The 17084-nt window shown below is 72.8% G+C and carries 15 protein-coding genes; 5 read left to right on the forward strand and 10 right to left on the reverse strand.

Annotated features, from left to right (window positions below; translation table 11 throughout):
* Nucleotides 1-112: 112 nt before the first annotated feature.
* Nucleotides 113-466 carry a hypothetical protein gene (locus AB0O53_RS15770; protein WP_350992730.1) on the forward strand — a complete coding sequence of 118 codons (354 nt, stop codon included), beginning with the start codon at nucleotides 113-115 and terminating at the stop codon, nucleotides 464-466.
* 143 nt (nucleotides 467-609) lie between these two features.
* Nucleotides 610-1659 carry a C40 family peptidase gene (locus AB0O53_RS15775; protein ID WP_350992732.1) on the forward strand — a complete coding sequence of 350 codons (1050 nt, stop codon included), beginning with the start codon at nucleotides 610-612 and terminating at the stop codon, nucleotides 1657-1659.
* A 51-nt stretch (nucleotides 1660-1710) separates the two neighbouring features.
* Here the strand turns inward: AB0O53_RS15775 and AB0O53_RS15780 are convergent, their stop codons facing one another.
* The 3 genes from AB0O53_RS15780 to AB0O53_RS15790 all read right to left on the reverse strand — a co-directional run bounded on the left by AB0O53_RS15780 (nucleotide 1711) and on the right by AB0O53_RS15790 (nucleotide 4894).
* A complete protein-coding gene (locus tag AB0O53_RS15780; protein ID WP_350992734.1) occupies nucleotides 1711-2814 on the reverse strand; it encodes an alpha/beta hydrolase in 1104 nt (367 codons plus the stop codon).
* An 89-nt stretch (nucleotides 2815-2903) separates the two neighbouring features.
* Complete coding sequence (locus AB0O53_RS15785; protein ID WP_030659486.1) at nucleotides 2904-3602, reverse strand: LuxR C-terminal-related transcriptional regulator; 699 nt, start codon at nucleotides 3600-3602, stop codon at nucleotides 2904-2906.
* Complete coding sequence (locus tag AB0O53_RS15790) at nucleotides 3599-4894, reverse strand: ATP-binding protein (RefSeq protein ID WP_350992736.1); 1296 nt, start codon at nucleotides 4892-4894, stop codon at nucleotides 3599-3601. Before AB0O53_RS15790 ends, AB0O53_RS15785 begins: the two co-directional genes overlap by 4 nt.
* A 131-nt stretch (nucleotides 4895-5025) precedes the next feature.
* Between AB0O53_RS15790 and AB0O53_RS15795 the strand changes: the two genes are divergently transcribed.
* Nucleotides 5026-6372, forward strand: a complete 1347-nt coding sequence (locus AB0O53_RS15795) for a PspC domain-containing protein (protein WP_365196064.1) — start codon at nucleotides 5026-5028, stop codon at nucleotides 6370-6372.
* Nucleotides 6359-6583: a hypothetical protein gene (locus AB0O53_RS15800; RefSeq protein WP_350992739.1), complete on the forward strand. Its 225-nt coding sequence runs from the start codon at nucleotides 6359-6361 to the stop codon at nucleotides 6581-6583. Before AB0O53_RS15795 ends, AB0O53_RS15800 begins: the two co-directional genes overlap by 14 nt.
* On the opposite strand, the gene AB0O53_RS15805 is transcribed toward AB0O53_RS15800, so the two are convergent.
* From AB0O53_RS15805 to guaA, 4 genes are all read right to left on the reverse strand, one after another.
* A complete protein-coding gene (locus AB0O53_RS15805) occupies nucleotides 6529-7038 on the reverse strand; it encodes a DoxX family membrane protein (RefSeq protein ID WP_350992741.1) in 510 nt (169 codons plus the stop codon). The two genes, AB0O53_RS15800 and AB0O53_RS15805, sit on opposite strands and share 55 nt — an antisense overlap.
* 18 nt (nucleotides 7039-7056) lie before the next feature.
* Nucleotides 7057-8313, reverse strand: a complete 1257-nt coding sequence (locus AB0O53_RS15810; RefSeq protein WP_350992743.1) for a hypothetical protein — start codon at nucleotides 8311-8313, stop codon at nucleotides 7057-7059.
* 102 nt (nucleotides 8314-8415) lie between these two features.
* Nucleotides 8416-9177: a class II aldolase/adducin family protein gene (locus tag AB0O53_RS15815; protein ID WP_350992745.1), complete on the reverse strand. Its 762-nt coding sequence runs from the start codon at nucleotides 9175-9177 to the stop codon at nucleotides 8416-8418.
* A 145-nt stretch (nucleotides 9178-9322) separates the two neighbouring features.
* Complete coding sequence (gene guaA, locus AB0O53_RS15820) at nucleotides 9323-10909, reverse strand: glutamine-hydrolyzing GMP synthase (protein WP_350992747.1); 1587 nt, start codon at nucleotides 10907-10909, stop codon at nucleotides 9323-9325.
* A gap of 292 nt (nucleotides 10910-11201) precedes the next feature.
* On the opposite strand from guaA, the gene AB0O53_RS15825 reads away from it, so the two are divergent.
* Nucleotides 11202-11462, forward strand: coding sequence for a chorismate mutase (locus AB0O53_RS15825; protein ID WP_031147873.1), 261 nt, complete (start codon nucleotides 11202-11204; stop codon nucleotides 11460-11462).
* A 271-nt stretch (nucleotides 11463-11733) separates the two neighbouring features.
* Here the strand turns inward: AB0O53_RS15825 and AB0O53_RS15830 are convergent, their stop codons facing one another.
* From AB0O53_RS15830 to AB0O53_RS15840, 3 genes are all read right to left on the reverse strand, one after another.
* Nucleotides 11734-13362 carry an LPXTG cell wall anchor domain-containing protein gene (locus AB0O53_RS15830; protein ID WP_365196070.1) on the reverse strand — a complete coding sequence of 543 codons (1629 nt, stop codon included), beginning with the start codon at nucleotides 13360-13362 and terminating at the stop codon, nucleotides 11734-11736.
* A 166-nt stretch (nucleotides 13363-13528) separates the two neighbouring features.
* Complete coding sequence (locus tag AB0O53_RS15835) at nucleotides 13529-15379, reverse strand: GMC oxidoreductase (RefSeq protein WP_365196073.1); 1851 nt, start codon at nucleotides 15377-15379, stop codon at nucleotides 13529-13531.
* 10 nt (nucleotides 15380-15389) lie between these two features.
* On the reverse strand, nucleotides 15390-17021 hold the full coding sequence (locus AB0O53_RS15840) for a succinic semialdehyde dehydrogenase (protein WP_350992753.1): 1632 nt from the start codon (nucleotides 17019-17021) through the stop codon (nucleotides 15390-15392).
* Nucleotides 17022-17084 lie beyond the last annotated feature (63 nt).

The following is a 17084-nucleotide window of genomic DNA, read 5'->3' on the forward strand; positions in this document are numbered from 1 at the left end:
GACCGTCCCCGGGCAGGGTCCGCCGGCCGTTCCCGGGCAGCGTCCGCCGGCCGTTCACGACGGGCCGACCCGCTGCTCGGGCCGGGCCTTGGCCCCCGTACGCTCGACTGCCATGGACGTACTGATCAGTGTCTTCGTCGGCCTGCACATCATCGGGATCGCCGCCCTCCTCGGTGGCTTCCTGACCCAGATGAAGGCGATGAGCGCGGGCACGGCCCGCTTCACGCCCGCCATGCTGCACGGCGCGCTGACGATGCTCGTCACCGGTGTGCTGCTCGTCGGCTTCAACGAGATGGACGGCACGCCCGTCAACAACGTCAAGGTCGGCGTGAAGCTCGCGCTCCTGTTCGTGATCCTCGCCCTCGTCTACGTCAAGCGCGACGAGGAGCGCGTGGACAAGGCGGTCTTCGGCGCGGTCGGCGGCCTGACCGTGATCAACATCTTCATCGCCCTTCTCTGGCACTGACCCTCGTCGCAGCGATCCGCTCCGGTCCCGTGCGGCCAGCTCCGATCGCATCAGGGCACTTACGATCATCGCGTCATCCGCCCGTTACCTCCGGGTCTAGCGTCCTCCTCCTAGCACCGGCAGAGGAAGGACGTGAGGCCCGCGTGGCCAGTCATCGAAAGCCCAGGCAGCGCTCGCTCTCCGGCGGCCCGGTACGGACGACCGCCGCCACCATCGCCCTCGCGGGCGCTGCCACCGCCACCGCCTTCGAAGGCGCCGCCCAGGCCGACCCCCGGCCCACCCCCGCCCAGATCAAGACGGAGGTGGACCGCCTCTACGAGGAGGCCGAGGCGGCGACCGAGCGGTACAACGGGGCGAAGGAACAGGCCGACGAGGCCGAGAAGGCACTGACGGGCCTGCGCGACGAGGCCGCCCGCAAGGCCGACCAGCTCAACACCGCCCGCAGCGCGCTCGGGACGCTCGCCGCCTCCCAGTACCGCAGCGGCTCCCTGGGTACCGCCGTACAGCTCGCCCTGGCGGACGACCCGCAGGAGTACCTCGCCCAGGCCTCCTTCATCTCCCGCGCCGGGGACCGCAACGCCGCCGGGATCACCACCGTGCGCCGCAAGCTGGACGAGGTCTCGAAGCTGCGGGAGCAGGCCTCCGGCCGGCTCTCCGACCTGCGCTCACGGCAGGACGAGCTCGCCGCCCACAAGGCGGAGGCCGAGGAGAAGCTCGCCGCCGCCAAGCGCCTGCTGGCCAAGCTCACCGCCGAGGAGCGCGCCGCCTACGAGGCCCAGGCGCCCGGCGCCGCCGCCGCACCCGCCGGCCCGGTCACCGCCGCGCCCCCGCCGCCCGCCGACGGCTCCCGCGCGGCCCGCGCCGTGGCCTTCGCGTACTCCTCGATCGGCAAGCCCTACGTGTGGGGCGCGACGGGGCCCGGCTCCTTCGACTGCTCGGGGCTGACCCAGGCGGCCTGGCGCTCGGCCGGGGTCTCGCTGCCCCGCACGACCTACACGCAGATCAACGCCGGCCGGCGCGTGTCCCGCGACCAGCTGGCCCCCGGCGACCTGGTGTTCTTCTACTCCGGGATCACGCACGTGGGCCTCTACGTCGGCAACGGCCAGATGATCCACGCCCCGCGCCCGGGATCGACGGTCCGGCTGGCGCCGATCGACTCGATGCCCTGGGCCGGCGCCTCCCGCCCGGCGTGAACCCGTAGCCCGGCGTGAACCCGTAGCGCGGCGTGCGGCCGAGGAGCCGGCCTACGGGGCCTTGACCACACCGCTCAGCCAGCCGAAGGTCTGCGGCAGCTGCTTGGACCACGAGTCGAGGTTGTGGCCGCCGGTGACCTTCTCCGCGTGCACGACGGTCGGCTTCTGCGCGAGCGCCTTGAGGTCCATGCCCGACAGGTAGCCGTCCTGCTCCGCACCCGAGAGCCACAGCGAGACCGCCGGCGGCGCCGGCTGGGCCTTGAGGACGTTCTTCAGGTTGTGCGAGACGCGCAGCTGCGGGTCCTGGGCGACGAGCGAGGAGGGTTCCTGGCCGGGGTCGTTGTAGCCGGACAGGGAGACGGCCGCGCTGTAGCGGTCGGGGTGGGCGATCGCCAGCTTGGCGGCGCAGTAGGCGCCGGCCGAGTAGCCGGCCACGCCCCAGGTGCGGGCCTCGTCCGAGGCCCGGAAGTTGTCGACGACCATCTTGCGGACGTCGACGCTGAACCAGCTGTCGGCGTTGACCTTGCCGGGGAGGTTGGCGCAGCCGGTGTCGCCGTTGCCCACGAGCATGGCGCGCGGCGAGACGAGGATGAACGGCTGCACCTTGCCGCTCTTCATCAGCGGCTCCAGCACCTCGTGGGCCTTGAGCCCCTGGAACCAGGACTTGCCCGTACCCGGGATGCCCGGGATCAGCTCGACGACCGGGAACTTCTTGTCCTTGAAGGCGGGGTCGTCGTACTGCGGCGGCAGCCATACCAGCACGTCGCCCTTGACCCCGGATATCTTCCCGTCGAGCTCGGTCTTCCGGACGCGGCCGCCGAGGCCCTCGACCGGCTCGAAGGCCTGCTTGACCTTCGGCGCCTCTTCGACCTTCTTGCCGCCCAGGCCGTCCGGACCGAGGTCGGGAGCGGCGGTGACGTACTTGCCGGTGCCGAGCAGATCGCCCCACGAGTTGTAGAAGTGCTCGGCCCTGTTGACGGCGACGAACACCACGGCGACGGCTGTGACCTGGGCGAAGAACACCATCAGGGTGCGCAGCACGGTGCGTACGACGGCAGGGCCGCGCACCTTGCTCCACAGGGCCAGGGGAAGGATGACGGCGATCACGGTCAGCGCGATCACCGACACGAAGAAGGGTGTACCGGTCAAGCTCATCACGCCAGCCTAGAGTGCGGCCGGCGGGAGCCCGGTTGCCCCCTTGACCTGCGGCGTGGGTCACACCGCAGGTCGGGGACCCGGCGGTGTCACACCAGGCGGCGGGCCGTCGCCCAGCGGGTCAGCTCGTGGCGGTTGGAGAGCTGCAGCTTGCGCAGTACGGCGGAGACGTGGGACTCCACCGTCTTCACCGAGATGAAGAGCTGCTTGGCGATCTCCTTGTAGGCGTAGCCGCGCGCGATCAGCCGCAGCACCTCGCGCTCGCGCTGCGTGAGCCGGTCCAGGTCCTCGTCCACCGGCGGCGCGTCCGTCGAGGCGAACGCGTCGAGCACGAAGCCCGCCAGCCGCGGCGAGAACACCGCGTCCCCGTCCTGCACCCGGAAGACCGAGTCCACCAGGTCGGTGCCGGTGATGGTCTTGGTCACGTAGCCGCGCGCACCGCCGCGGATCACCCCGATGACGTCCTCGGCCGCGTCCGACACCGACAGCGCCAGGAACCGCACCGGGTTCTCGGCGGCCGCCATCAGGGGGGCGCAGCGCCGCAGCACCTCGACGCCGCCGCCGCCGGGCAGGTGCACGTCGAGGAGGACCACCTCGGGCCGGGTGGCCGTGATGACGGTGACGGCCTGGTCGACGTCGGCGGCCTCGCCGACGACCTCGACCCCGGTCCGGTCGGTCTCGCCGATCTCGGCCTGCACCCCGGTGCGGAACATCCTGTGGTCGTCGACGAGCACCACCCGGACGCGCCTGGTCTCCCCCACGCCTGCGTTCTTCTCGTCCTCGGTCATGCCGCGTTCGCCGCCCTCTCCATCTCCAGCTCGACTTCCGTGCCGCCGTCGGGCGCGGACCGCAGTCGGGCGGTCCCGCCGTTGCGCTGCATCCGGCCGATGATCGATTCTCGTACGCCCATGCGGTCGTCGGGTACCGCGTCGATGTCGAAGCCCGGGCCGCGGTCCCGTACGGACACGAACACCGTCAGCCCCTCGACCTCCGCGTACACCTGTACCGGGCCGCCCTCGCCACCGTACTTGGCGGCGTTGACCATCGCCTCGCGCGCGGCCTGGATCTGGGCGCCCAGCTTCTCGTCGAGCGGGCAGTCGCCGACGACGACGACCTCGATGGGCACGCCGTGGTGGTCCTCCACCTCGGCCGCGGTCTTCTTCACGGCCTCGGCCAGGGTGGCCGGCTCCTCCGCCTCGTCCTTGCCGGTGCCCTCGGGCTTGTAGAGCCAGTTGCGCAGCTCGCGCTCCTGGGCGCGGGCGAGCCGGCGCACCTCGCCCACGTCCTCCGCGTTGCGCTGGATCAGCGTGAGGGTGTGCAGCACCGAGTCGTGCACGTGGGCGGCGACCTCCGCGCGCTCCTGGGCGCGGATGCGCATGAGCCGCTCCTCGGAGAGGTCCTGGGTCATCCGGATCAGCCAGGGTCCGGCGAGCAGGGCGACGCCGACGAGGACGGCGAGGGTGGCGGTCAGGACGTTGCCGAGCTGCGCGGCGGAGCCCCGTACGACGATGAAGACGGTCAGGCCCACGCCGACGAGCGCGACGCCGGCGAGCGCGCGGGCGGCCTGGAAGAGCCGCCCGTGCCGTCCGGCGGCGGTGGTCCAGTGGGCGCGGCGGGCGTTGTCGGCCTGCCGCCATACGAGGACCACCCCGGCTCCGACCAGCAGCGTCGGCCACACGTAGCGCCCGGACTCGCCGCCCAACTGGACCTTGGAGATGAAGATGCCCGCGCCGATGAACAGGGCGATCAGGGCCGTGATCTGACCGCGGTCGGGTTTGCGCAGGCGACGGGTGCCGTCGGGCAGGCTCTCGAAGAAGGAGCGGTGCCCGGCGCGGCCGCCGACGCCGAGCGGTACGAAGACCCAGAACGCGGCGTAGAGCAGCACGCCCAGTCCGTCGCCCCACATGAACAGCAGGAGGAACGCGAGCCGGACCCAGCCCACGGGCAGCCCGAGGTGCCCGGCCAGACCGCGCGCGACACCGCCGAGCATCCGGCCGTCGGCGCTGCGGTAGAGCTTGCGCTGCGGCGGGTCGTCGGTGTCCGGGGCGTGCGGGGGGCGGGTGGCGGCGGCTACGGGCATGTCACCAAGGGTCACACGGCGGGCCGCGGCCGGGCATCAGGGCATCCCCCCACTTCTGCCCGGGAGATTTCAGGGTTGCGCCAGGGTAGGGCCGGATTCCGGGTGCCCGCGCCGACCGTCACCATGGACGCATGACCGAAGTACACGACGCCCCGCCGGCGGACCCCGGGGCCTCCCGGGCGGCCGAGACCCGGCCGCCCCTGCGCCGCAGCAAGCGCGACAAGGTCCTCGCGGGCGTGTGCGGCGGCCTGGGCCGGTACTTCGACCTGGACCCGGTGGTCTTCCGGATCGTCCTCGGCGTCCTCGCCGTCACCGGTGGCGTCGGCCTCATCTTCTACGGGTTCGCGTGGCTGCTGCTCCCGCAGGAGGGCGAGGAGGACAGCGAGGCGAAGAAGCTGCTGACGGGCCGGGTCGAAGGGGCGACCCTGGCGGCGGTGTTCGCCGCCCTGGTGGGCTGCGCGCTGTTCCTGTCGATGCTGGACAACGGCGCGCTGGCGGTGTTCTCGGTCCTGGTGGTGCTGGCGCTCGGCGGCGCCTCGTACTGGTCGCAGCGGCGGCGGCAGGCGCTCGCCCCCGAGACGGAGGCGCCCGCCCCGGGCGGGACCGCGCCCCGCGCCGCGCACTCCCCGGCGGCCCCGCCGGAGACGAAGGCGCCGCCCGCTCCCGGGTCCCCTTCCTGGTGGCGGGACCCGCTGGTCAAGGACGGCACCACCGGTCCCGTGGGCTCGACGGGCTACCTGTGGGGGCCGCCCGACGTCGCCGCCGACCCGGTGGGGCCCGAGGCGGCGGGCGCCGCGGACGCCACCGTACGGGAGCCCGCGGCCGCCCGGGTGCGGGGGCGCGGCGGCATCGGCGGCCGGGTCTTCGTGCTGGCCCTGCTGGCGGGGGCGGCAGGTACCGCGGCGCGGTGGGAGGGCAGCTCCCTCGGCACGGCCCTGCAGACCGGGCTCGCCGCCGCGCTGATCGTCTTCGGCCTGGGCCTCGCGGTCAGCTCCCTGCTGGGGCGCACCGGCTTCGGCACGGTCGTGGTGGCCGTGTTCACCTCGGGCCTGCTGGCGGGCGCCGCGGCACTGCCGCGCGAGATCGGCACCGACTGGCGGGAGGTCGAGTGGCGGCCGGCCGCGGTGGCCGACGTACGGCCCGTGTACGAGGCGGGGACCGGGCTGGCCACCTTGGACCTGAGCCGCCTGGACGTGCCGAAGGGCACCACCGTGGCCGTGAGCGCCTCCATCGACGCGGGCCGGCTCAAGGTGCTGCTGCCCCGGGAGGTCACCGCCCAGGCCGAGGTCACCGTCCGGCGCCTCGGCGACATCCAGCTGCCGGGCGACTACGCGGGCCGCATCGAGCGGGCCGGGCCCGGGCAGCAGAACCGGACGGCGACCCTCGCCCCGGCCGCCGGCACCGAGGCCGGCGGGACGATCGAGCTGGACCTCAGTGCGGGAATCGGACAGGTGGAGGTGGCCCGTGCGGCGTCATGAGTTCCAGCCGGGACGGCTGATCGCGGGGCTGGTCCTGCTGCTGGCGGGCGTGCTCTACCTGGTCGAGACCACCGGTGGGGCCGACATGCCCTGGTACGCGGTCGTCCCGATGACCGCGGGCGGACTGACGCTGGCCGCACTGGTCGGGCTGGTCACCTACGCCGTACGACGGGACCGGCGCGACCGGATCTCCGAGTCCAGCGACAGGTAGGACGAACCGGCGAGGATCAGCGGGGTCCAGGCCATCAGGTAGATCAGGTCGTTGCCGTAGTAGTACGGGGACACCGCCCACGACACCGTGAGCCACAGGCTGAGCGAGATCAGCGCACCGCCGATCGCGGCGGTCCGCGACAGCAGGCCGACCAGGGTGCCGAGGCCCACCAGGATCTCGGCGACGGCGAGGAACACGGCGAAGCCCACGGGGGACTCCAGGGACAGGTCGACGAGGGCGGGGACCGCGGAGGTGTCGCGCACGCCGCGCATCAGGTCGCCGATGGAGCCGTCGCCGGAGGCGGAGAGGAACGCGGGATCGAAGAGCTTGTCGAGCCCCGCGTAGACGAAGGTCACGCCGAGGAAGAGCCGCAGGGGCAGCAGGTGGTACCGGGCAGCCTGGTCACGCAGCCCGCGCGGTACGTCGGTCCGGGGAGGTGCTTCGGTTCTGGTCACGCGTCATGTGTACCCCGATCACTCGGCCACGTCGATGGTGCAGCGGTTCGATTCCACTCCGGCGGCGGTGACCACCTGGATCTCGGTGCGCCCGGGTTCCACTTCCGCCGGGACCGGCACCGTGAGCACCGCGTCGGCGGGGTTGGTGAACCCGCCGGGCACCGGGACCAGCGGGACGTGCACGTGAACCGCCCCGATCCGTACGACCAGTCGGGCGAGCATCTCCGGGGTCTGGGCCCCGGGCGGCACGAAGCCCACGCCGCGGATCTCGATGTCGTCCCCGGGGCGGACGGCGGCGTCCAGGTCCCCGGGCTCCCGTCTGCGCACCACCGACAGTACGAGCGGGCGGCTGCCCTCCGCGTACTTCGCCGCCAGGTACACGGCGGCCGACAGGGCGACCAGCAGGGCCAGCGCCCACGGCAGCTGCGGCAGCCGGTCCGGGAAGCGGGCGAGCGAGGCCGCCGCGTAGGCCAGGACGACCGTCGAGACGAGCACGTACTGCGCGTCGGGGAAGCTGCCGCGGCCCGCGTCGTCCGTCAGCAGGTCCGCTCCGCGCGGCCGGTCGGCCGGCAGCTTCTGCAGCCGCTGGCTCATGATGCGTACGCAGACCACCCGGCGCACCAGCACCGCCACCCCGGACGTCAGCACGACCACCGACAGCAGCGGCAGCGCCCGGTCCAGGGCGAGGCCCGCGTACAGCGCCTGCCGCTCCGGGCCGGGCACCGACGTCGCCAGCCGCAGTGCGGGCAGCAGCGTGGCGAAGGCCGTCAGCACCACCCAGGCGCTGGGCACCGCCTTCGAGGTGGACAGCCGGTTGTCCTCGCCGACCAGCGGGGCCAGCAGCCCGCCGCGCAGCGACTGGGCGCGGGCCGCGACCGTCAGCAGGCCGGCCAGCAGCAGGGCGGCGAGCAGGCCGGCGGTGCGGGCCGTGGACCAGCCGGTGCCGAGCGCTGCGGCGACCTGGACCAGCAGCAGGACGCCGGCGGCGATCCACACGGCAAGGACGGCCCGCCGCGAGAACACGTACAGCCAGGAGTTCCCGGCTTCCCGGCCGCGGTCGGCGACGTTGCGGGCGGACAGGGCCAGCTCGTCGGAGACCCACTGGCGGGAGGCGCCGAGGGAGTGGGCGACGGCGGCCGGCACGCCCTGCCCGGCGGCGAACTCGTCGCGCTTCTCCAGGAACGCGGCGACCGCGCGGCGGTGCCCTTCACGCGCGCACTCTTCGCAGGCGCAGGCAGTGGTATGGGTGCCGCGGGACATCTCTTGGACAGCCACGTACGTGCCGCCTCTCTGAACTACGGGGCAATGCCAGCGAATTGTGCACCACTGCGGCAGTGCTCCGGATTGCGCACGATGTCAGAGCAGGTGATTAACGGTTCATGATGTTGACGCCACGGACTCCCGGAGGGGCTGGTAGCTCACCCAGGCGGCCAGGTCGGATCCGAACCGCTCGCGCGTCAGGGCCGCGGCCCGGTGGTCGATGGGCACCGGCTTGCCGGCGGCCCGGGCGATCAGCTGCACCTGCGCGGCCCGTTCCGCCTCGATGAACCACCAGACCGCGGCGTCGACCGAGTCCCCCACGGTCAGCAGCCCCCGGTTGCGCAGGACCAGTGCCTTGTAGGGGCCCAGCGCGAGCGCGGTCCGCTCCGGCTCGTCGGCCCCCGTGTACTCGTCGAGGAGGGCGTGGTCCTCGTAGAAGGCGCAGGCCTCCTCGGTGATCGGGGCCAGCAGCTCGCCCAGGGCGGCGAGGGCCCGGCCGTACGGGGCCCGCGCGCGGACGACGGCGACCACCTCGGGACGCCGCCGGTGGACGGCGGCGTGCACCGCGAAGGCCAGCTGGTTGACCCGGCGCCCGCCCGTGACCACCCGCCCGTCCCCGTCGACCAGCAGCAGGTCGGCGGCGGTGATCGCGGTGAAGGCCCGGCCGAAGGGGTTCACCCAGTAGCAGTCCTCGAACTCCGGGTCCCGTGCGGTGATCTGCCCCGCCACCCCGTCCCCGTACCCCAGGCGCCCCAGCAGCCGCAGCGCCTCGGCGAGCCGCTCCTTGCGGTGGGCGCGCGCCGCCTCGGCGGTGTCGTGCACGGGCGGCATCTCGAAGCCCAGCCGTTCCACGGGCACGGGTTCGGGCTGGTCCGGCATGGGCGCTCCTTCGAACGGCTCGGCTCGCCGCGCAAGGTACCCGGGCCCCTGCCAACTGGCCAGAGGAACGGCGAAGCCGCCGCCCGCGGGTGCGGGGCGGCGGCTTCACGGTGATCCGGGTGGGACCTGGTGGGACCGGGTGGGACTACTCCCACTCGATGGTGCCCGGGGGCTTGCTCGTGCAGTCCAGGACCACACGGTTCACCTCCGGCACCTCGTTGGTGATGCGGGTGGAGATCCGGGCGAGGACCTCGTACGGCATGCGCGTCCAGTCCGCGGTCATCGCGTCCTCGGAGGAGACGGGGCGCAGCACGATCGGGTGGCCGTAGGTGCGGCCGTCGCCCTGGACGCCGACGCTGCGGACGTCCGCGAGCAGGACGACCGGGCACTGCCAGATCTCGCGGTCCAGGCCGGCCGCGGTGAGCTCGTGGCGGGCGATGGCGTCGGCCTCGCGCAGCAGGTCCAGGCGCTCCTTGGTGACCTCGCCGACGATGCGGATGCCGAGGCCGGGGCCGGGGAAGGGCTGGCGCTGGACGATCTCGTCGGGCAGGCCGAGCTCCTGGCCGACCATGCGGACCTCGTCCTTGAACAGCTGGCGCAGCGGCTCGACGAGCTCGAACTCGATGTCGTCGGGGAGGCCGCCGACGTTGTGGTGCGACTTGATGTTCGCGGTGCCGGTGCCGCCGCCGGACTCGACGACGTCCGGGTACAGGGTGCCCTGCACGAGGAAGGCGACCGCGGGGCCGTCCTCCTGGAGGATCTCCAGCTGGGCCTGCTCGAAGACGCGGATGAACTCGCGGCCGATGATCTTCCGCTTGGTCTCCGGGTCGGAGACGCCGGCGAGCGCGTTCAGGAAGCGCTCCTGCGCGTCGACGACCTTCAGCTGCACGCCGGTGGCGGCGACGAAGTCCTTCTCGACCTGCTCGGTCTCGCCCTTGCGCATCAGGCCGTGGTCGACGTAGACGCAGGTGAGCTGGGAGCCGATGGCCTTCTGCACGAGGGCCGCGGCGACCGCGGAGTCCACGCCGCCGGAGAGGCCGCAGATGGCGCGCTTGTCGCCGACCTGCGCGCGGATGGCCGCGACCTGCTCCTCGACGATGTTGCCGGTGGTCCAGGTGGGGGCGAGGCCCGCGCCGCGGTAGAGGAAGTGCTCCAGGATCTGCTGGCCGTGCGTGGAGTGCATCACCTCGGGGTGGTACTGCACGCCGTACAGCTTCTTCTCGTCGTTCTCGAAGGCCGCCACGGGGACGACGTTCGTCGACGCGGTGACGGTGAAGCCCTCGGGGGCGGCGGAGCAGGCGTCGCCGTGCGACATCCACACCGACTGGTTCTCCGGGGTGCCCTCGAAGAGGGTGGAGCCGACCTTGGAGACGTGCAGCGGGGTACGGCCGTACTCGCGGGCGCCGGTGTTGTCGACGGTGCCGCCGAGGACCTTCGCCATCAGCTGGAAGCCGTAGCACATGCCGAAGACGGGGATCCCGGCCTCGAAGAGGGCGCGGTCCAGCTGCGGGGCGCCTTCCTCGTAGACGGAGGACGGACCGCCGGAGAGGATGATCGCCTTCGGGTTCTTGGCCAGCATCTCGTCGACGGGCATCGAACTCGGCACGATCTCGCTGTAGACCCGTGCCTCGCGGACGCGGCGGGCGATGAGCTGGGCGTACTGGGCGCCGAAGTCGACGACGAGAACCGTGTCCGGGGCGCTGTCGTGGGCGGCGGAGGGTGCTTCTGGCACGGGGCGGCCTTCCGGCGGAAGAGGTGGCTGTTTTGTCGATTCTAACGGGGGACGCCGGGGCTCCTTCGTCTCACCATCCGAATCGGCTTGGCAGGCGACGGGGGGCGGGGCCATAATCCCTTCCGTGCGCAAGCAGCTGAGCTTCCTCTTTACCTATGGCACCGGCCGGTCCGGTCGCCATGGGTCATCGTGATGCTCGCTTGAGCCGCTGACTTCCCAGAGCGCCCCGGTCCGACAGGACCGGGGCGCTCCGCGTTTCCGCTCCTGCCGGCACGACCCACAGGAGAACACCATGAGCGTCACCACCACCCCCGAGCAGCTGATCGCCGAGTCCCGGACCCGTATCGACGCCATCGACGACCGGATCATCGGACTGATCCAGGAGCGGATGGCCGTCTCCACGGTCATCCAGGACGCCCGGATCGCCTCCGGCGGGCGCCGGGTGCACCTGTCCCGCGAGATGGAGGTGCTGTCCCATTGGAGCGATGCCCTCGGCAAGCCCGGGACCGCCCTGGCGATGACCCTGCTGGAGCTGTGCCGGGGCCGGGTGTGACGGCTGTTCGTCACCCGTCCGGAGCGTGACCGCCCCCGGGACGCTTCGTTGGTGAGGATGTCCGCGTCAGCCAGCCGCGGAACCGCAACACCACGCGTGGCTCTGCAGGAGCGATGAGACGTACGCCTCGTGGTGCGTACGTCGTGGGACCTCGCTCCTTCGCGTGACCGGACGGCAGGGGACAGCAGCCCGGTCACCCCGTAGAGACGGCCGGCCCGGGGGACGCCCCGGGCCGGCCGTTCTGCGTGCGGTGCAGTGTCCGCCGGGCCGGCTAGGCGTGCGTGCCGGCCTTGCGGCGGAAGGCCAGGACCAGGCCGCCGCCCGCGGCCACGAGCACCGCGCCGCCGAGCGCGAGCGCCCCGGCGGAGCTGCCGGTGGCGGCGAGGCCGCCGTTCGCCGTGGCGCCGGAGGTGGCGGTGGCCGTGGCCGAGGCGGTCGCCGTCGCGGTCGGCGAGGGGCTCGTCGTGGCGGTCGCCGTCGGCGTGGCGCCGCCCTTCGCGCTGATCACGACGGGCGTCTTGTCATTGGCGTGGTTCGGGTCCCACGGCTGGCCCTTGGTGCCCTCGGGCGTCCCCCGGCCGACCGAGACGGAGCCCGCCGCGTTCGCCACGACCTGCTCGATCTTCAGCTCGAACGGGTAGCTGAACTTCTCCCGCTCCCCCACGACGTGGCCGGTGGAGCAGAAGTAGCGGGGCGCGCCGAGCGTCTGCTCGCGGGCGGTGCCGTCGGCGTTGACGCCCTGGCAGCCGGCCGGGACCTTGGTGACCTTCGTACCGGCCGGGACCACGATGTCGGTACGGGCGACGTTCTCGCCGGACCGCAGCTCCGCCACCCAGGCGGGACCGTTGTTGCGGAAGCCGAAGTCGGCCGCGACCGTGTCGCCCACCCCGCCGGCGAGGGCCACGGGCCAGGCCACGAGGTCGGCGCTGTTCCTCGTCCGGAAGTCGAACTCCTGGAGGTTGTTCCAGGGGTCGAGGTCCACCGACTGCGCGGAGGCCGCCTTGGGGGCGCGTTCCCGCACGGCCAGCTTCTTGCCGCCGGTCGGCTTCCTGGAGGTCTTGGCGGCCTTCGGCTGGTGCCCGTCGGCGTACACGGCGTAGGTGAGGGTGTCGGCGAAGGCGTGCGGGGCGGCCTTCAGGGTCAGCGAGCCGTCGACCCCGTAGACGCTGCCCGGCTCGTACTCGCCCTCCAGCAGGCACTGCACCGTGCTCCAGGCCGTGTTCAGGGGCTGCCCCGGACCGGTGTCCTCGGAGTAGGAGCAGTTGTCGTACTGCTCCAGCAGGTCGATGCCGTGGGTGGTGCGCATCTCCAGGACGACGCCCTTGACGGACTCCGTGCCCTCGTTCGCGAAGACGATCGACAGGTTCTGCCGGTCGCCCGGCTTCTGCTCCTCCTTGAGCGCGGCCCGCTCCAGCACGAGGTCGGGGCCGCCGATCCGCACCTTGGTGGTGGCCGCCCTGAAGGCGGCTCCCTCGGCCTTGCCGGTCACGGTGAGGTCGGCGGTGGCGCCGGCCTTGCTGCCGCGGGCGGCGGTCAGGTCCAGGCCGACGACGCCGGTCCGGCCCTTCCACAGCGCGGGGCGCTTGCAGGTGACGGCCGCCTCGGTGAGCGTGCAGTCGGAGCCCTGCTGCTTCGCGAGGGCGACGTCGGCGATCCCCTTGAGGCCGCTCAGGTCGATCGTGAAGGTGCTCTCGCGCTCGAACGCCGAGGCGGTGTCGTTGACGAGCTCGAACCCGACCGAAGTCTTCTGCGGTGCGCCGCTCTGCCCGGGGTGCGGGCGCAGGCCGATCTCGGCCGGTCCGGCCAGGGTGAAGGAGGGGTCCGCGGCGTGTGCGGGAGTGGCTGCGAGCCCCAGGGCGGCGATGCCGCAGGCAGCCAGCAAGGAGATGGGCTTTCTCATGCTGCGGTTGACGGTCGAGCGCGATGAGCAGTTGCCTCGTTGACCGTGTGATCGACGCCACAGCCCGGCTTGGCGGATTCCGGTACAACCATCAAGGCTGAACATCTGTCACGTATGTACCGCGGCGGGTACCGCGCTCGGAGGGGGAGCGCGGAACCCGCCGTCGTCATCCGGCCGATTCCGGATCCCGTGGGGGAACTTCGGGGACGGCCAGGAACGGCAGCCGCAGCGCGCCGAACGCGTCCTTGGGCACGGCCGGCCGGACCGGCTCCACCGCGTCCAGGCGGGCGTAGGCGGCGCCCTGTTCGGGCCGCGGGTCCCGCTCGCCCTTGTTGGGCCAGTACGACATCGCCCGCTCCGCCTGCGCGGTGATCGTCAGCGACGGGTTGACCCCCAGGTTCGCGGAGACGGCCGAGCCGTCCACCACCGAGATGCCCGGGTGCCCGTAGAGGCGGTGGTACGGGTCCACCACGCCCTCCGCCGCCGATGCCCCGATCGGGCAGCCGCCGAGGAAGTGCGCGGTCAGCGGGGTCCCCATCAGCTCGCCGATGTTGCTGCCGGGGAAGCCGTTGATCTCCTCGGCGAGCAGGGTCGCGGCCTGCGTGGCCTCCGCGATCTGCACCGGGTTGGGGGCGCCGTGCCCCTGGCGGGCGGTGAGCATGCCCCTGCCGATCCCGCCCGGCTTGCGGTACGTGGTCAGCGAGTTGTCCAGTGACTGCATGACCAGGCCGATGATGGTCCGTTCCGACCAGCGCCGGTTGGACAGCGACCGGGCCAGCTGGAGGGGGTGCCTGGCGGTCCTGGCCAGCCAGCCGCGGACCCGGTGGGCGCTGTGGGGGACCTGCAGGACGGTCATGAAGCCCATCGCGTTCGAGCCCTTGCCGTAGCGGACCGGCTCGATGTGGGTGTCGGCGTTGGGGTGTACGGAGGAGGTGATCGCCACGCCCCTGGTGAAGTCGGCCCGCCGTTCCTCGCCGGGGACCGCGCCGCGGCGCCTGCGGTAGCGGCGGTCGTCGGTCTGCGCGCCGACGATCCCCTCGGAATTGGTCCGGGTCAGCTCGCCGAGCCGCTCCGACAGGTTCGGCAGCTCGCCGCGGTCCTTCATGGTGTGCAGCAGGGTCTGCGTCCCGTACGTGCCCGCGGCGACGACCACGTACCGGCTGCGCAGCACCTTCGCCCTCCCGCGGCGGCGGCCGTCGGTGGGCACGGTGCGGACGCGGTGGCCGCCGTCCGGGTGCTCGGACAGGGCGGTGACGGTCGTCATCGGGTGGATGACGGCGCCGGCCCGCTCGGCGAGGTGCAGGTAGTTCTCGTTCAGGGTGTTCTTCGCGCCGTGCCGGCAGCCGGTCATGCACTCGCCGCACTCGGTGCAGGCCCTGCGGGCGGGGCCGGCGCCGCCGAAGTACGGGTCGGCGATCTGCTCGCCGGGCCGGACGCGGGGACCGTCGGCGGCGTCCTCGCCGTCGCCGAAGAAGACGCCGACCGGGGCCATGTGGAAGGTGTCCCCCACGCCCATCTTCTCGGCGGCCGCCTTCAGGTGGACGTCGGAGGGGGTCATGGTCGGGTTGAGGCGCACCCCGAGCATCCGCTTGGCCTGGTCGTAGTACGGGGCGAGTTCGCCCCGCCAGTCGGTGATGGAGGCCCACTGCCGGTCCTCGAAGAAGGCCCGGGGCGGCACGTACAGGGTGTTGGCGTAGTTGAGCGAGCCGCCGCCGACGCCGGCGCCCGCGAGCACCATGACGTTGCCGAGCAGGTGGATCCGCTGGATCCCGTACAGCCCGAGGGCCGGGGCCCACAGGTAGTTGCGCAGGTCCCAGCTGTTCCTCGGCAGGCTCTCGCGGGTGAAGCGGCGCCCTGCCTCCAGGACGCCGACCCGGTAGCCCTTCTCGGTGAGGCGCAGGGCCGAGACCGACCCTCCGAAGCCCGATCCGATGACGATGACGTCGTAGTCGTAGGCGTCGTCGCCGGATGCGTCGTCGCCGGGTGCGTCGTCGCCGGGTGCGTCGTCGTGCGACACGGTTACCTCCTCAGCGCAGTCGGAGAGCCTTCATGACCTTGAGGCTGCGGGTCATGAACGCCGCGTACTTCTCGTCGTCCATGCCCAGCGAGGGCGCCATCGGGACCAGCCGCTGGTGGGCGACGGTCTGGGCCTCGGTGTACTTGAGGATGCCCTCGGAGCCGTGGCGGCGGCCGAGGCCGGAGTCCTTCATGCCGCCCATGGGCGCCTGGGCGCTGCCGTAGGCGGGGGCGTAGCCCTCGTTGATGTTGACGGTGCCGGTGCGCAGGCGGGCGGCGACGGAGTGGCCGCGGCGGGCGTCCTTGGTCCAGACGCTGGAGTTGAGGCCGTAGGCGGTGGCGTTGGCCTCCGCGATCGCCTGCTCCTCGTCGGTGAAGCGGTAGATCGAGACGACCGGGCCGAAGGTCTCCTCGCCGCAGACCGCCATGGGGGCCTCGACGCCGTCGAGGATGGTGGGCTCGTAGAAGAGCGGACCGATGTCGGGGCGGGCGGTGCCGCCGGCGACGAGGGTGGCGCCCTTGGCGACGGCCTCGTCCACGTGCCGCTGTACGGTCTCCAGCTGGCGCTCGCCGACCAGCGAACCCATGTCGGCGCCGTAGGAGAGGGAGGCCCCGAGCCGCATGGCGCGGGTGCGGGCGGCGAACCGCGCGACGAAGTCGTCGGCGATCGAGGCGTGGACGTAGAGCCGCTCGATGGAGATGCACAGCTGGCCCGCGGAGGAGAAGCAGGCGCGGACGGCGCCCGCGGCGGCCTTCTCGACGTCGGCGTCGTGCAGGACGAGCATGGCGTTCTTGCCGCCGAGTTCGAGGGAGACCCCGACGAGCCGGTCGGCGGCGCCCCGGGCGACCTCGCGGCCGGTACGGGTGGAGCCGGTGAAGGAGACGTAGTCGGCGTGGCGGACCACCTCGGGGCCGACGACGGGGCCCTCGCCGAGGACGATCTGGAAGACCTCGGCGGGCAGCCCGGCCTCGATCAGCAGGTCGCGGGCCCACAGGGCGGTCAGCGCGGTCTCCGTGTCGGGCTTCATGACGAGCGCGTTGCCCGCGACGAAGGCCGGCAGGGCGTCGCCGACCGACAGCTCCAGGGGGTAGTTCCAGGGGGCGATCTGGCCGACGACCCCGCGCGGCTGGCGCAGCTCGGTGACCTTGGTGAGGGTGGGCATCGCGCCCGTGTGGCCCTTGGGGCGCAGGTAGGAGGGCGCCTTGCGGCCGTAGTGGCGGGCCGAGACGGCGACGGCCTGGACCTCTTCGTGGGCGTGCAGGCGCGCCTTGCCGGTCTCCAGCTGGATCAGGTCGAGGACCTCGGCCTGCCGGGCGAGGACCAGGTCGTGGAAGCGCAGCAGGACCGCGGCCCGCCGGCGCACGGGGACGGCCGCCCAGGCGGTCTGGGCGGCGCGGGCCCGGTCGAAGGCCTCGGCCACGTCCTCGGGGGTGGCCTCGGGGAGCTCCGCCAGCCGGTCCCCGGTGAAGGGGGTGTGGTTGGCGGTGCGGCCCGAGCCGATCACTCCGCGGGTCAGCCGGGCGACCAGGTCGGGGGTCACCACGTCGGCCGCGGTGCGGGCGCCGGCCGGGGCCGGGGCGACCGGGTTGGTGGGCTGCGGTGCGGTGCGGAGGGGGGCTTCGGAGGCCTGCGAGTCCGTCATGCCGGTGAGCGTATTCCGCCCGGCAGCCTTTGGGTACCCGCCGGTAACCGGATTTTGCCTTTT

Origin of the sequence: Streptomyces erythrochromogenes (assembly GCF_040684695.1) — a bacterium.
GTDB lineage: Bacteria > Actinomycetota > Actinomycetes > Streptomycetales > Streptomycetaceae > Streptomyces > Streptomyces erythrochromogenes_C.

What these genes read in the sequence shown, in the direction of transcription:
- AB0O53_RS15780 (WP_350992734.1), bottom strand. Translation starts at nt 2,814, where the DNA reads ATGAGCTTGACCGGTACACCCTTCTTCGTGTCGGTGATCGCGCTGACC.
- AB0O53_RS15795 (WP_365196064.1), top strand. Translation starts at nt 5,026, where the DNA reads ATGACCGAAGTACACGACGCCCCGCCGGCGGACCCCGGGGCCTCCCGG.
- AB0O53_RS15790 (WP_350992736.1), bottom strand. Translation starts at nt 4,894, where the DNA reads ATGCCCGTAGCCGCCGCCACCCGCCCCCCGCACGCCCCGGACACCGAC.
- AB0O53_RS15830 (WP_365196070.1), bottom strand. Translation starts at nt 13,362, where the DNA reads ATGAGAAAGCCCATCTCCTTGCTGGCTGCCTGCGGCATCGCCGCCCTG.
- AB0O53_RS15815 (WP_350992745.1), bottom strand. Translation starts at nt 9,177, where the DNA reads ATGCCGGACCAGCCCGAACCCGTGCCCGTGGAACGGCTGGGCTTCGAG.
- AB0O53_RS15770 (WP_350992730.1), top strand. Translation starts at nt 113, where the DNA reads ATGGACGTACTGATCAGTGTCTTCGTCGGCCTGCACATCATCGGGATC.
- AB0O53_RS15840 (WP_350992753.1), bottom strand. Translation starts at nt 17,021, where the DNA reads ATGACGGACTCGCAGGCCTCCGAAGCCCCCCTCCGCACCGCACCGCAG.
- AB0O53_RS15825 (WP_031147873.1), top strand. Translation starts at nt 11,202, where the DNA reads ATGAGCGTCACCACCACCCCCGAGCAGCTGATCGCCGAGTCCCGGACC.
- AB0O53_RS15785 (WP_030659486.1), bottom strand. Translation starts at nt 3,602, where the DNA reads ATGACCGAGGACGAGAAGAACGCAGGCGTGGGGGAGACCAGGCGCGTC.